A 13816-nucleotide genomic window follows, 5' to 3' on the forward strand; every position below is an offset into this window, starting at 1 on the left:
CGAGGGCCGCGGCCCGCCGCGCCCCACACCCGGGACGGCCGCCGACCACGCGGCCGACCGCCGACCCGCCGACCTCACTGGTCCAGCCGGTACAGGAACGCGTCCCCGGCCCGGCGCTCCGGCGAGACGACGCCGCGGAAGAGCTCCTTGCGCGCCGCGCGGCACGTCCGGCCGGCGGTGCTCGCGGCCTTCCAGCCGGCGGGGACGGCGCGTCGCAGCGAGCCGTCCGGGCGCAGCAGGTCCATGGACGTCACGCCGACGGTCCGCCCGAGCTTCAGCGTCCACCAGCGGTCGCCGGCGGCCGGACGGATCCTCGGCCGGACCGTCTTCCCGTTCGTGAGGTGCAGCACGACCGAGCCGACGTCGCCGACGCTCGCCGCGGCCACGGCGCCGGTCGGGCGGCCGTCGCGGCACAGCACGCGCGAGAACGCCGAGCCCGTCCCGGCCACGGGCACCGAGCAGCCGGACAGGACCACGGGCGTGTCCCGGGTGGGGCGCTTGTCGGAGACGCAGACGCGCCGCTCGGTCGAGCCGTCGATCGGGTTCGACGTGCGCATCGCGTCCGCGCCGGAGACCCCGACGCGCCACGCCCGGTCGCCCCGCCCGCCCTTGCCGACCAGGAGCGACGGACCGGCCGGCGGCGGGTTGCGCTCGGTCGCGGCCACCGTCGTCCCGGCCGCGTCGCGGACGACGGCCCGGTAGGTGCGGTGCTCGCCCGGGAACTCGGCGAACGCGAACGCGCTCGGCTGCGCGCTCGCCGGCAGCCCGGCCGGCGCGGGCCCGACGGGGACCGTCTCGTGCAGGCCGCCCGTCCCCCAGACCTCGACGGTGGTCGCCGACGGCGGGACGACCGCGACGACGACACTGGCCTCCGGCGCGCTGTTCTCGACGAGCGTCAGGTTGCCCAGCACCTGCTGGGGGTCGCCGACCACGGGCCGGTCCAGGGACTGGTCGTTGCCGAACCCGAACCCCTGCGGGCCGAGGAAGCGGGCGGCGAGGTACGGGCCGACGTTCGTCGGATGGACGAAGACCGCGTAGTGGTGCGACGGCGACGTGGCGATCCGCAGGTCGTGGGCCGCGCCGGCGCCGGCGGGCACGACGAGGCCGGCGCCGGTCGCCAGCGCGACGAGGCCGGGCCGCAGCAGGCGGCCCCTCCGACGGTGGATGGACGAGGACGGCACGGGACGGGACACGTCGCGCAGCCTAGAGAAGCGACCGGGCCCCGCCCCGAGCGTCCCGGGTACGGGCGCGGCGGCGAGGCCCGGGGCACCCGGGAGGGACCGGGCCCCGCCCCGGGCGTCCCGCGCAGGGGAGACGTCGTCTACGCCACGCGCTCGAACACGATCCGGTGGTGGTCCATCAGCTCGCGCTCGAAGCAGACCGTGTTCGCGCTGACGCCCGACGTGAACGCCAGCCGGAAGTCCGCGCTCGTCAGCCAGCGCGGGATCAGCGACGCCTTGATCAGGAGCTTGCGCAGGCTCGGCTCGCCGAAGCGCTGGCGCCAGCGCGCGATCGTCTCGATGTAGTCCAGCCGGCCGCTGGTCTCCGACACGACGCGGAAGTGCGGCGCCGCGCAGTCCACGATCTGGTCGAGGCCCGACGGGAGGTACGAACCCGGGAACTGCCGCCCCATGAGCGCGAGGTACCACGCGTCGGAGTCCCGGGGCGCGTCGATGCTCACCTCGGCGGGGTCGATCATGTTGCGGCCGAAGACCATCGTCTGCAGGTAGAAGCGCCCGCTCTCGGGCAGCAGGCCGGCGACGTTGGCGAACAGGTCGCGGTAGATCTCCTCCTGCCGGCCGGCCTCGTGGTCCTCCGGCGAGCAGAAGTGCTCGAACGCGCCGAGGCTCGCCACGGCGTCGAAGCCCCCGAACGTGTCGCGGGTGACGGTCAGCGCGTCGCGGAGCTCGACGTGGAGCCCGTTGCGGCGGCAGGCCGCGGCCTGAGCGGACGACAGCGTGACCCCGACGCCGTCCGCGCCCCGCCGGCGGACGTCCGCGAGGAGCGGCCCCCAGCCGCAGCCGAGGTCCAGGACGCGACGGCCCGCCTCGATGCCGATCTCCTCCGCGATGAACGCGTGCTTGCGGGCCTGCGCCTCCTCCAGCGTCAGCGAGAAGTCCCCCAGGAACCGCGCGCCGCTGAAGTCTGCCTGCTCCCCGAGACTCGCCCGGAAGATCCGGTCGATCAGCGAGTAGGTGAAGTCGAGGTCGGCTGCGTCCGCCATGCGCCGACGCTATCGACGGGCCGGGCGCGGTCCCTGTCGACGGGCGGTTCCGCGGCTTCCCCGGGCCGGGAGCGCGCGCGGATCCGGGACGGACCGCGGGTCAGCCGGCGGGCCGCAGCCCGTCGAGCACGAGGCCGAGCATGCGGTCGACCAGCGCCGTGTCGTCGCCGGCGTTGTCCGTCGCCCAGGCGATGCCGTAGACGAGCCGCAGCACGTCGCCGGGCTCCGCGTCGCGGCGCACGACGCCGGCGTCCTGGGCGCGCTCGAGCAGCTCCGCCCACCCGGCGTGCGTCGCCGTGCACGACGCGGCCAGCGGGTTGTCGCTCTCCGCCAGCGCGAGCTTCACCGAGCTCGGCACGCCGCGGAACGTCCGCGAGTGGAAGGCCATCTGGCGCAGGTACTCGGCGAGGGCCTGCGCCGGGTCGTCGGCCTCGAGACCCTCGCGGGAGAGTTCGCGGAGCCGGTCGAAGCTCGCCGAGAGGAGCTCGGTGAGCAGCGCGTCGCGCGTCGGGAAGTGGCGGTAGAGCGTGCCGACCCCGACGCCGGCGCGGCGGGCGACCTCCTCCAGCGACCCGTCGACGCCCTGCTCGGCGAACGTCCGCGTCGCCGCGCAGATCAGGGCCTCGCGGTTGCGCCGGGCGTCGGCGCGGAGGGGCTTGGGGGTGGTGGTCTCGGTCATGGGCGTGCGCAGGGTCGACGACGAAGCGGCTTGCCAAACGGAGGCCGCCTCCGTGTAACTCGGTGAAACCGGAGTTCGCCTCCGCTTGTTCATCTTCGCGGATCGATCCCCTCCCCGCAACCCACGGTATCCCCTCATGACCCCCTCCTCGCCACCAGTGGCCGCCGCACCGTCGGCAGACTCCGAGCGGCGCGCCGCCTGGGCGCTCCTCGTCATCGTCACCTGCCAGCTGATGGCCGTCCAGGGCGTCGGCGCCGTGGAGCCGCGGGACTCCGGCGCCGCGTCCGGGGCGCTGCAGACGATGCAGCAGAGCGGCGGAGCGCTCGGCATCGCCGTCCTGGTCCGCCTTCGCGTCCGGCCCGGCCTGACCCACCGGAGGACGCCGCGACGCCGCGACGGAGGATGCCGTCCACCACCGGATACCCTCGGCGGATGTCTCCGTCCCGGACCAGCATCGTCTCCTCCACGCTCGCCGCGGCCGCGGCCCTGTTGACCGCGGGCGCCGCGCCGGCCGCAGGTCGACCGCCGGGCGCTCCCGCCCCCGTCGCGGTGACCCCCGTCGCGTCGGTGGACGGAGCCGACGGCGCGGCATCGCGGGCGATCGCCCCGCGGGCCGCCGACGCCCCCACAGCGTCCGCCGGCGCGCCGGCGGCGGCGGGCGACGGACCGCCCCGGCGTACCCGCGGCCGGGTCTCGGGCGAGCTCGGGGGCGTGCTCGGATCGTGGACCAACTACCGGCAGGCCCTGGCCACGAAGCTGCGGCTGCCCGGGACCGGAGGCCGCCGCGTCGACCGCGTGGTGCTCGTCGCGCAGCCGCTGAAGGGATTCGTCGAGCCGGGGACGCCCACCCGTCGCGTCGTGCTCGCCGACGAGCCCCTGCGCTGCTCGTCGTCGTGCGGCGGGCGGCGGGTGGCGACGAAGGCGCACGTCTCCCGGATCGCCCACGACGGCCGCTACCGCCTCTCGATCGTGCTGCGCCGCGGCAGCCGGACGATCGCCGAGGTCCGTGCCGCGGGTCCGCAGCTGCGCATCGACCGCACCCCGCCGACGTGGGACACCAAGCCGGAGTACTGGATCACCGAGCCGGAGGGCGTGCTGCGCGCCCGGATGACGCGCTGGCCGCCCCCGCCCACCACCAACGAGCTGCAGCCGTGGCAGGCCGGCTACGGCGGGACGGTCTTCCGCTTCTCGACGAAGCCCACGCCGGAGCACCCCAACGGCCAGACCGTCTTCGCCCACATCCCGAAGCGCCTGCTCGACAAGATGGGCAGCGAGGACGGCATCGCGCTCTCGCCGCCCGAGCCCGGGGTCCGCCTGACGGCCCAGGACGTGCCGCCCACGACGCCACCCGCAGCACCGGCCGGGTGACCCGCCCGGGCGCCGGTCGAGCGTCCGCGGCGAGACGACGACGCCTGACGGCCCGGCCCACGGCCCGCGCTCAACCCCGCTCGTGCAGCGCCCGGTAGAGCTCGTTCGCGGACAGCCCGGTGAGGCCCGCCACCACGCGCGCGGCGGACTTCGCCCGGGCGCCGGCGTCGACGAGCTCCGCCACGGCCGCCAGCGCCGCGGCCTGGTCCGCCTCGCCGGCCGCCTCGACCGGGACGCCCGCGACGACGAGGGTGACCTCGCCGCGGACGCCGCTCTCGTGGAAGCGCTCGGCGACCTCGGCGGCCGGGCCGCGCACGACCTCCTCGTGGAGCTTCGTGAGCTCGCGGCAGACCGCGACGACCCGCGTGGCGTCCTGCGCCGCCAGCGCCCGGAGGGTCGCGACCAGCCGGTTGGGCGACTCGAACGCGACCGTCGTCTCGGGGTGCGAGAGCAGCGCCACGACGTCGTCTCCGCGGCGCGGCAGGAAGCCCACGAAGCGCCAGCGGTCCGCCACGATCCCCGCGGTCGCGATCGCGGTGACCGGCGCGCTCGCGCCCGGCAGGACCTCGACGCCCAGGCCGGCGTCGCGCGCCGCGGCCACGAGCCGCCCGCCGGGGTCGCTGACGACCGGCATCCCCGCGTCGCTGACCAGCGCCACGAGGTCCCCGGCGCGCACGCGGTCCAGGAGCTCGGCCGAGCGCACGGCCTCGTTGTGCTCGTGCAGGCTGATCGTGTGCGCCCGGATCCCGTGGCGGTCGAGCAGCCGGCGCGTGTGGCGGGTGTCCTCGCAGGCGACGACCGTGGCGTCCGTCAGCGCCCGCAGGACGCGGGGCGTGACGTCCTCGAGGTTGCCGATCGGGGTGGCGCAGACGACGAGGCGTCCGGGGACGGTGCTCACGCGAGCTCCTCGAGCGCGAGCACGGCGCCGCCGACCATGCCGGCCACCGCGCCGAAGCGGGCGGTCTCCACCCGCGCCCCGTTGGACGGCGGCCGCGCGCGCCGACGGGCCTCGGTGCGGGCGGACGCCAGCAGCAGCTCGCCGGCGTCGGAGACCCCGCCGCCGATCAGCACGAGCTCGGGGTTGAAGATGTTCATGGCGTTGGCGATCCCCACGCCCAGCAGGGTGCCGACCCGCTCGAGCGCCTCGACGGCCGCGCGGTCACCGAGGCGCGCCTGCTCGGTCACGGTGACGCCGGTGATCGTGTGCCCCTCGCCGGCCAGGCGCGCCAGCGCGGACCCCGGCCGCTGCCCGGCCAGGCGCGCGCCCTCGCGCCCCAGCGCGCTGCCCGACGCCAGCGCCTCGAGGCAGCCGCGATTGGTGCACGCGCCCTGGCAGAGCGGCCCGTCGAAGTCGACGACCATGTGGCCGAGCTCGGTGGCCGCGCCCGTGGACCCGCGGACCAGCTGACCGCCGGAGACGACGCCGGAGCCGATCCCGGTGCCGACGGTCAGCAGCACGACGTCGTCGCAGCCGACCGCCGCTCCCCCGCGCCACTCCGCCAGGACGGCGCAGTTGGCGTCGTTGTCGAGCGCGACGGGCAGCTGCAGGCGATCCTGCAGCTCGTCGCGGACGGGCACGCCGTCGAAGGGCTGGTGGACGGTCGAGACCGCGACGCCGTGGGCGCGGTCGACGAGCGACGGGATCCCGACGCCGACGCCGCGAACGTCCTGAGGGGCGACGATCCCGCTCGCCAGGAGCTCGCGGACGTCGTCGACGACGAGCTGCAGCAGGTCCTCCGGATCGTCGGACGCCGGGGCTAGCCGGTACACCCGCTGCAGGACCGTCAGGTCCCGCCGGACGAGGCCGGCGAGGAGCTTGGTCCCCCCGAGATCCACCCCGATGACGCAGTCTCCCGGCACGCGCGGCACCATATCCCCTGATGCAGGGACCCGACGACGAGGCCCAGGGTGGCCGACGACCCGGCCCGGACGACGCGCCCTACACGGTCTACGGCGGTCGCTCCGGCCGCAAGCCGCGCCCGCCCCGCCCCCAGGACGCGCGCCGCGAGCCGCCCGCACCCGACCCCGAGGACGACCGCGGGCCGTCACGCGAGGACCGCGACGGCCTGATCCCCGACCCCTCCGGCCCGGGCTACACGGTCTACGACGCCCGCCGCGGGCCGCGGCGCGGCGGCCCGGCCGGCCCGGCCGACCCAGACGCGCCCGAGCCGGGCCGCCGACGCTTCCGGCGCCGCCGCACCGGTCGGCCGCGGAGCATGCCCCGCCGGATCCTCAAGTGGGTCTCGACGGCCGTCGCCGTCTGGATCCTGCTGTCCGTCGTGCTCTTCCTCGTCTCCGCGACCGTCCATCAGCAGAGCGGCGACGTCGACCAGCTGCTGGGCGGCGGCGGCGCGCCGTTCTCGCCGACGAACGTCCTGGTCCTCGGCACCGACGCCCGGCCGCCGGGCTCCAAGGAGCCGGGCGCCGAGGGCACCGACGGTGCGACGCGCACCGACACGCTGCTCCTGATGCGCACCGGCGGCTTCAAGAACGCGAAGCTCTCGGTCCCCCGCGACACCGCGGTCGACATCCCCGGCCACGGCCGGCAGAAGATCAACGCCGCGTACGCGTTCGGCAAGGAGCGCGGGTCGGTCGCCGCGGTCGAGAACCTGACCGACATCAAGGTCAACCACGTCGCGACGATCGACTTCCAGAACTTCCCGGGCCTGATCGACGCGATGGGCGGCGTCCGCTACACCGCGAAGACCTGCCTCACGGCCGACGTCTCCGGCGGGGCCAAGCGGCCCCGCTCCGGCGTCACGATCGGCTACGACAAGTTCCTGGGCGGCACGTCGTTCCGCCTGAAGAAGGGCCAGACCTACACGCTGAAGGGCTCCGCGGCCCTGGCGCTGGCGCGGGTGCGCAAGAACCGGTGCGACGCCGCGCAGGACGACGTCAACCGCGCGGGCCGCCAGCAGGAGATCGTCGGCGCGATGAAGCGGCGCATCCTCTCCCCCGCCGGCTTCATGCGCCTGCCGTTCATCGCCTGGAAGGCCCCGCAGGCCGTGAAGACGGACATGGGCGGCTTCAGCCTGCTCGGCGTCGCGATCGCGCAGCTGCTACCCGGCGGCGGCTCCAGCTCGGTCCTCAAGCCGACCGGCTCCGAGGTCATCCCCGGCGGTGGCCAGGCGCTGACGGTGTCGCAGGACGCCGTGAACCGGGCCCGCAAGCGCTTCGACAAGTAGGCGGCTCGGGGCGCGGCCTCGCGCCGCGACTCCGTCCGCCCGGAGGGGCCGGGCGGCGGCCGCCGTCCGCTGCCCGGCCGCGCCCTACGGCGTCTTGGGCGCGGGCTTCGGGGCCGGCTTGGCGGCCTCGGTCTTCTTGCGCTCGGCCCGCTGCTTGCGGAACTTGTCGTCGTGCGCGTCGGCGCCGTCGGACGCGGCCTGCTCGAGCTGCTGGTTGCCCTTCCGCGAGCCGTAGTCGTTCGCGTAGAAGCCGCTGCCCTTGTAGTGGACCGCGGGCGCGAAGAGCACGCGCTGGACCGGGACGCCGGTCTCCGGGTCGTGCGTCAGCGCGTCGTCGGAGAACTTCTGGATGATCTCGAACGTCGTCCCGTCGGGACGGCGGTACTCGTACGTCGGCACGGCGTGCTCCTTCAGTCGGCCTTGGAGGACGAGGACGACGAGCCGCCACCGGAGGAGCCCGAGGACGCGGCGGACGTCGAGGCCTTCGACGAGCCGGAGTCGCTCGACGAGGACGAGCCGCCGTCGGACGAGGACGACGACGAGGAGGAGCTGTCCGAGGACGAGCCGCCGGAGGAGTCCGACGACGACGAGGAGCCCTCGGACGACGACCCGCCGTCGGAGGAGGACGAGGACGACCCGTCGCCCCCGCCGCCGACCGGCCGCTTCTTCGTGCCGTAGTCCGTGTTGTGGAAGCCCGCGCCCTTGAAGTGGATCGCCGGCGCGCTCAGGACCTTGCGGACCGGGACGCCCGTGTCCGGGTCGTGCGTGAGCGCGTCGTCCGTGAACTTCTGCAGGACGTCGAAGGTCGTCCCGTCGGGGCGGCGGTACTCGTAGATGGGCATGGGTCTCGGAGTATAGGCCGGGAGGCATCGCTCGCAACCGCCCCTTGGCACTCCACGCGTGAGAGTGCCAAGACGGGCGGCCCCGTCGCCGATCAGGCCGTCGCGCGTGCCTCGTCGCCCGCCCGCTCGCGCCCGGCCTCCGCGCCCCCGCGGGCCCGCACGGCGGGCTCGATCTCGAGCATCCCGCGCAGCAGCGACGCGACCTCCAGCATCGCCTCGCGCGAGCGGCGGCCGACGCCCGGCGTGTTCGCGAAGCCGTGGATCAGGTCCGGCATGCGCCGGGCCACCGCGGTCGTGCCGGCGTCCCGCAGCGCCGCGGCGTAGGCCTCGCCCTGGTCGCGCAGCGGGTCGAAGCCGGCCGTCACCACCAGCGCGGGCGCCAGGCCCCGCAGGTCGCCGGTGATCGGCGAGACGCGCGGGTCGGCGAGGTCGACCGCCCCCGGCGCCCCGAGGTAGTGCCGCTCGCACCAGTCCATCGAGTCGTCCTCGAGGTAGAAGCCGTGCCCGAAGAGGTCGCGCGACGCATACTCGCGCGTCCAGTCGACCGCCGGGTAGAGCAGCAGCTGCGCGGCCGGACGGGCGTCGTCGTCCCGGCCGCGGCCGGCGGCCGCCGCCTGGGCGGTGATCGCGGTGAGGTTGCCGCCGGCGCTGTCGCCGCCGATCGCCAGGCGCTCGGGGTCGGCGCCGAGCTCCGCGGCGTGGTCGACGGTCCACCACCACGCCGCCGCGGCGTCGTCGGGGGCGGCCGGCCACGGGTGCTCGGGCGCGAGCCGGTACTCGACCGAGAGCACGAGGATCCCCGCGCCGGCGCAGAGCAGCCGACACACGGCGTCGTGGGAGTCGCGGTCGCCGAGGACGAAGCCGCCGCCGTGGAAGAACACGAGCAGCGGCAGGCGCTCCTGCTGCGGCTGCCAGGTCAGGGCCGGGTTGCGGACGCCGCCGGGGCGGTAGAGCCGCGCCTGGAGCGGGCCGGTCGCGCCGTCGATCTCGAGGTCGTCCGCGGCCGCGACGGCGATCGGGCGGCCGGCGGCGACGAGCGCCTCGTGGCGCAGCGTGCGCCGCGCGTCGGCGACCGGCTGCTCGTGCCACGCGGGGTAGCCGAGGCGGTCGCGCAGCGCGAGCATCGCCCGCGTCGCGGGGTCGAGCGTCTGCCCGTCGCGTCGCAGGGCGGGGACGAGACCGACCCGGCGGTTGGGCCCGCCGGTGGCGCCCAGCCCGCGCAGCGCCTGGCGCTCGAGGCGCCCGCGCAGCTCGAGCTTCGGGGGCGGGGCCTGGCGTGTGGGTCGGCGCAGCGGCATGGAGGAATCCTACCGCCGGTCGGAGTCGGCTGTCGATCGAAGCTACGGATCCGTATCCGGTGCGTCTCCGCCGGGCCGCCGCGGCGACGGGGCGCTCATGGTCGCGGACGCCCGCGGCCCCGGACCACGGCCCCTGCGGGCGAGCCCGTACCCTCTCGCCATGGCCTCCGACGTCGTAACGATGGACAAGATCGTCGCCCTCTGCAAACGCCGCGGCTTCGTGTTCCCGGCATCGGAGATCTACGGCGGCATCGCCAACACCTACGACTACGGCCACTACGGCGTGCTGCTCGTGCAGAACGTCAAGGCCGAGTGGTGGAAGGCGATGCTCCAGGATCGCGACGACATCGTCGCCCTGGACTCGGCGATCATCCAGCACCCGAAGGTCTGGCAGTCCTCGGGCCACCTCGACGGCTTCTCCGACCCGCTCGTCCAGTGCCTGGGCAAGTGCAAGAAGCGCTTCCGCCTGGACCACCTGCAGGAGGCCGCCGTCGAGGCCGGCGAGGACCCGGCCCTGGTCGTGTGCCCGAACTGCGGCGGCGAGCTCTCCGAGCCCCGCGAGTTCAACCTGATGTTCAAGACCCAGATCGGCACCGTCGAGGAGTCGTCCTCGACGGTCTACCTGCGGCCCGAGACGGCCCAGGGCATCTTCGTCGACTTCAAGCAGGTCCTCGCGATCTCACGCAAGAAGCCGCCGTTCGGCATCGCACAGATCGGCAAGTCGTTCCGCAACGAGATCACGCCGGGCAACTTCATCTTCCGCACCCTCGAGTTCGAGCAGATGGAGATGGAGTTCTTCGTCCCGCCCGCGGAGTCGACCGAGTGGTACGAGCACTGGAAGCAGACGCGCTTCGACTGGTACACCGGCCTCGGCGTCCGCGCCGACCACCTGCGCCTGCGCCCGCACGACGAGGACGAGCTGTCGCACTACTCCTCCCGCACCGCCGACGTGGAGTACCTCTTCCCGATCGGCTGGTCCGAGCTCGAGGGCGTCGCGGACCGCGGCGACTTCGACCTGACCGCGCACGCCAAGGGCGCGAAGACGAAGATCGAGGTCTACGACGAGGCCTCGAAGGAGCGCTACGTCCCGCACGTCATCGAGCCCGCCGCCGGCGTGGCCCGCGCGACGCTCGCGTTCCTCGTCGACGCCTACGACGAGGAGGACATCGACGGCGACGTCCGCACCGTCCTGCGCCTGCACCCGCGCCTCGCGCCGATCAAGGTCGCGGTCTTCCCGCTCGTGAAGAAGGACGGCCAGCCGGAGCTCGCCAAGGAGATCCGCGACGCGCTGCGCCGCATCGGCACGACGGAGTACGACGAGTCCGGCGCGATCGGCAAGCGCTACCGCCGCCAGGACGAGATCGGCACGCCGTGGTGCGTGACGGTCGACCACCAGACGCTCGAGGACCGCACCGTCACGGTGCGCGACCGCGACTCGCTCGAGCAGACGCGCGTGGCGATCGACGACCTGGTCGCGCTGTTCGCCGGGCGGCTGGCCGAGGACTGGGTCTCACCGAAGCCGCAGGACTGACCGGGAGACCGGCGCGCGACCGGGGAAGCGCGCGCCGGTTGCCCCGCCGGGGCTCAGCCCTTGCCGCAGACCTTCAGGCCGTAGGCGTTCGCCTTCGTGTTCGCGTCGGCGAACGGGCTGGGCGCGCCGCTGTCGTTGTTCAGGAGCACCGTCGGGTCGGTCTTGGCCTTGGTGATCCCGTCCTGCAACGAGGCGACGAGGGCGTCGACGGTGTCCTTGTCGTCCTTCGGGGCGTCGAGCGCCTTCAGGTCCGTCACCTGCTTGTCGAGGTTCGGCAGGGCGACGTCGGTCGCGATCGTCTTCAGCTGCTCCGGCGTCGGGCTGTCGGTGCCCAGCGCCGTGACGGCCGCCGTCGCGTCCTTGTCGAGCTGGTCGTTGGCCTTCTGGCAGATCGCGTCGGCCTGGGTGATGAAGTCGGCCTTGCTCAGGCCCTTGTCGTCGTCCCCGCCGCAGCCGGCGAAGATGAGTACGGCGCCGATGAGTGGCGCCGCGAAGAGGTGGGTGCGCATGTGGTGGTTCTCCCCGTTGTGAAGACCCGCGAACGCGGGCCGCGCATCACCATACGGGTCGGCCGGCCCCCACCACATCGGGGTGGACACCCTGGAGATCGGGGGCCTCGTCACACGCCCGACCCGTACACCGGCCGCTACGGTGCGCGCATGCCGCCCGTCGAGCACCCGCTGTTCTCCCGCGTCTGGTCGTGGGCGATGCGCCACGAGCCCGGCGACGTCGTCCGCGGCCGGATCGAGCTGCTCGAGGGCCTCTCCGGCCGGGTCCTGGAGGTCGGCGCGGGCACCGGCTCCAACTTCCCCCACTACCCCGCGACGGTGCGCGAAGTGGTCGCCGTCGAGCCCGACCGCGTGCTGCGCGAGGAGGCCGCAGTCGCGGCCGCCAAGTGCGAGACCGCCCACCCGGAGACGCGCATCCGCGTCGTCGACGGCACGTTCGAGGCGCTGCCCGACGACGCGGCCGGACCCTTCGACGCGGTCGTCTGCGCGCTGGTGCTCTGCTCGGTGGCCGACGTCCCCGCGTCGCTGGCCGCGGCGCACGACGCGCTGCGTCCCGGCGGCGAGCTGCGGTACTACGAGCACGTCGCCACGGACGGCTGGCTCGGCGGCGTGCAGCGCGCCGTCGACGCGACCTTCTGGCCGCGCGCGTTCGGCGGCTGCCACACGCACCGCGACACGGTCGGGGCGATCCACGGCGCCGGCTTCGAGCCCGTCCGCCATCGCGACGTGCGCATGGCCCCGCGCTGGGCGCCGGTCCCGATCGCGCCGATCGCGCTCGGCGTCGCCCGTCGCGCGGACTGACGCGCGCCCCGGCACACCGCCGCCGGACGCGGTCCGCGTCCGGCCACCGGCGGGCCCGCCTCCGTCGGCGGCCGGGCCCCGGAGCCCGCTCAGAGGTCCCGGTAGAGCCCGCGGGCCGCGGTGGCCGCGACCTCGATCGAGGCGTCCATGTCGCGACCCGGGTCGGCCAGCAGGCGCAGCGCCATGCCGTAGCCGAAGCCGAGCATGACGTCGGCGACCGTCTCGGGGTCCGCGACGAGCTCGATGACGCCCTCGGCCTGGAGCTCGCGGCTGCGGGTGGCGATCGCGTCGCTCATGCCCTGCATCAGCGACGTCAGCTCGTCGGCGATCTCGGGGTTGCGCTGCGCGAGCGTGTAGAGCTCGAGCAGCATCGTCACGAACTGCGGCTCGTGCCGGACGGTCGCCTGGAGCGAGCGGACCCACTGGCCGACGAGCTCGTCGGCGTTGCGCGCCCGGCCGAGCTGCGCGGCCATCGCGGCGAAGCGGACCTCGGAGTCGCGCTTGGCGACCTCGACGAGCAGCCGCTCCTTCGAGCCGAAGTAGTAGTGCAGCAGGCCGCGTGAGACGCCGGCCTCGCGGGCGACGTGGTCGAAGGTCGAGCCGGCCACGCCGCGACGGGCGACGCTCGAGCGCATCGCGTCGACGATGCGCAGCGCCTTGTCGGTCGCGAGCTGTCGCTTCGTCTCCTCCGTGGCCACGGCCACAGGTTACCTGGCTGGCTGGCCAGCCGACGGAGGAACAGTCGACGGCGGCCCTGAGGCCGCCGTCGGGAACCGCGGGTGCCTGGTCGTCGTGCCGCCCGCGGGCGGCAGGACGACCGGGCTCAGCTGCCGGAGACCGGGGTGGTCGGCGTGCCGGCGACCGCGCCGTTGCCGTTGGTGGAGGCCGTGCCGGCGGCGGCGCCGACGGAGTAGTCGAGCTCCTCCTCCGGGCCGAAGACGAGGTCGAGCGCCTTCGTGCGCAGCGCCGGGACCGTGACGACCGCGATGCTGGAGCCGACGATCGTCAGGAAGAAGAGGCCGAACTTGCCCTTCTTCTTCTTGGCCTTCTTGCCGCCGAGCTGGCCCTTGGCGTCGAGCAGGGCGCTCGTGCCGGCGCGGACGTCGCTGTGGACCTTCTTGTCCTGCAGGAGCGCGCCCGGGTTCGCGGAGACGCGCGCGTAGGCGGCCTTCGCGGCGTCGGCGAGGTTCCGCAGGTCCTCGTGGAGGTCCTGGTTCTCGATCAGGTTGCGGACCGCGTCCTCACGGGCGGCGACCTGCTTGGACGCCCTGCGGCCGGCCTTCTTGGCGGTCTTGCGCGCGGACTTGGCCTGGGCCTTCGCCTGCGACTTGAGCTGCTTCTTGGACTGCGTCTTCAACGCCATGGTCCTCCGTCTCGGG

At 74.7% G+C, this 13816-nt stretch carries 15 protein-coding genes; 4 read left to right on the forward strand and 11 right to left on the reverse strand.

Annotated elements, in window-relative coordinates; translation table 11 throughout:
* Positions 1–74: 74 nt before the first annotated feature.
* The 3 genes from AB0L40_RS04310 to AB0L40_RS04320 form a co-directional block, all read right to left on the reverse strand.
* The gene (locus AB0L40_RS04310) at positions 75–1193 is read right to left on the reverse strand and encodes a hypothetical protein (RefSeq protein WP_364349695.1); all 1119 of its coding nucleotides are present in this window, start codon (positions 1191–1193) and stop codon (positions 75–77) included.
* A gap of 128 nt (positions 1194–1321) precedes the next feature.
* Positions 1322–2224, reverse strand: coding sequence for a class I SAM-dependent methyltransferase (locus AB0L40_RS04315; RefSeq protein ID WP_364349698.1), 903 nt, complete (start codon positions 2222–2224; stop codon positions 1322–1324).
* A 100-nt stretch (positions 2225–2324) separates the two neighbouring features.
* Positions 2325–2903: a TetR/AcrR family transcriptional regulator gene (locus tag AB0L40_RS04320; protein ID WP_364349701.1), complete on the reverse strand. Its 579-nt coding sequence runs from the start codon at positions 2901–2903 to the stop codon at positions 2325–2327.
* Between the two features lie 432 nt (positions 2904–3335).
* Between AB0L40_RS04320 and AB0L40_RS04325 the strand changes: the two genes are divergently transcribed.
* The gene (locus AB0L40_RS04325; RefSeq protein ID WP_364349704.1) at positions 3336–4271 is read left to right on the forward strand and encodes a hypothetical protein; all 936 of its coding nucleotides are present in this window, start codon (positions 3336–3338) and stop codon (positions 4269–4271) included.
* A gap of 70 nt (positions 4272–4341) precedes the next feature.
* Here AB0L40_RS04325 and rsmI read toward each other — a convergent pair whose 3' ends face one another.
* Both rsmI and AB0L40_RS04335 read right to left on the reverse strand, forming a co-directional pair.
* Positions 4342–5169, reverse strand: coding sequence for a 16S rRNA (cytidine(1402)-2'-O)-methyltransferase (gene rsmI / locus AB0L40_RS04330; protein ID WP_364349707.1), 828 nt, complete (start codon positions 5167–5169; stop codon positions 4342–4344).
* The gene (locus AB0L40_RS04335) at positions 5166–6131 is read right to left on the reverse strand and encodes an ROK family protein (RefSeq protein WP_364349710.1); all 966 of its coding nucleotides are present in this window, start codon (positions 6129–6131) and stop codon (positions 5166–5168) included. Before AB0L40_RS04335 ends, rsmI begins: the two co-directional genes overlap by 4 nt.
* A gap of 20 nt (positions 6132–6151) precedes the next feature.
* Between AB0L40_RS04335 and AB0L40_RS04340 the strand changes: the two genes are divergently transcribed.
* Positions 6152–7456, forward strand: coding sequence for an LCP family protein (locus AB0L40_RS04340; RefSeq protein WP_364349713.1), 1305 nt, complete (start codon positions 6152–6154; stop codon positions 7454–7456).
* Between the two features lie 84 nt (positions 7457–7540).
* Here AB0L40_RS04340 and AB0L40_RS04345 read toward each other — a convergent pair whose 3' ends face one another.
* The 3 genes from AB0L40_RS04345 to AB0L40_RS04355 form a co-directional block, all read right to left on the reverse strand.
* Positions 7541–7855: a zinc ribbon domain-containing protein gene (locus AB0L40_RS04345; RefSeq protein WP_364349716.1), complete on the reverse strand. Its 315-nt coding sequence runs from the start codon at positions 7853–7855 to the stop codon at positions 7541–7543.
* Positions 7856–7866: 11 nt separating this feature from the next.
* Positions 7867–8298: an FmdB family zinc ribbon protein gene (locus AB0L40_RS04350; protein WP_364349719.1), complete on the reverse strand. Its 432-nt coding sequence runs from the start codon at positions 8296–8298 to the stop codon at positions 7867–7869.
* Positions 8299–8390: 92 nt separating this feature from the next.
* On the reverse strand, positions 8391–9596 hold the full coding sequence (locus tag AB0L40_RS04355; protein WP_364349722.1) for an alpha/beta hydrolase: 1206 nt from the start codon (positions 9594–9596) through the stop codon (positions 8391–8393).
* 160 nt (positions 9597–9756) lie between these two features.
* Between AB0L40_RS04355 and AB0L40_RS04360 the strand changes: the two genes are divergently transcribed.
* Positions 9757–11127, forward strand: a complete 1371-nt coding sequence (locus tag AB0L40_RS04360) for a glycine--tRNA ligase (RefSeq protein ID WP_364349725.1) — start codon at positions 9757–9759, stop codon at positions 11125–11127.
* A 53-nt stretch (positions 11128–11180) separates the two neighbouring features.
* Here the strand turns inward: AB0L40_RS04360 and AB0L40_RS04365 are convergent, their stop codons facing one another.
* Positions 11181–11636: a hypothetical protein gene (locus tag AB0L40_RS04365; RefSeq protein ID WP_364349728.1), complete on the reverse strand. Its 456-nt coding sequence runs from the start codon at positions 11634–11636 to the stop codon at positions 11181–11183.
* 150 nt (positions 11637–11786) lie between these two features.
* Here AB0L40_RS04365 and AB0L40_RS04370 point away from each other — a divergent pair, with 150 nt between their 5' ends.
* Positions 11787–12437, forward strand: a complete 651-nt coding sequence (locus AB0L40_RS04370; RefSeq protein ID WP_364349731.1) for a class I SAM-dependent methyltransferase — start codon at positions 11787–11789, stop codon at positions 12435–12437.
* Between the two features lie 89 nt (positions 12438–12526).
* Here AB0L40_RS04370 and AB0L40_RS04375 read toward each other — a convergent pair whose 3' ends face one another.
* Positions 12527–13135 (reverse strand): helix-turn-helix domain-containing protein, encoded by a 609-nt coding sequence (locus tag AB0L40_RS04375; protein WP_364349734.1) that lies wholly within the window; start codon positions 13133–13135, stop codon positions 12527–12529.
* Positions 13136–13260: 125 nt separating this feature from the next.
* Positions 13261–13800, reverse strand: a complete 540-nt coding sequence (locus AB0L40_RS04380; protein ID WP_364349737.1) for a hypothetical protein — start codon at positions 13798–13800, stop codon at positions 13261–13263.
* Between the last annotated feature and the right edge of the window lie 16 nt (positions 13801–13816).

Source organism: Patulibacter sp. NPDC049589, from assembly GCF_040675535.1.
Classification (GTDB): domain Bacteria; phylum Actinomycetota; class Thermoleophilia; order Solirubrobacterales; family Solirubrobacteraceae; genus Patulibacter.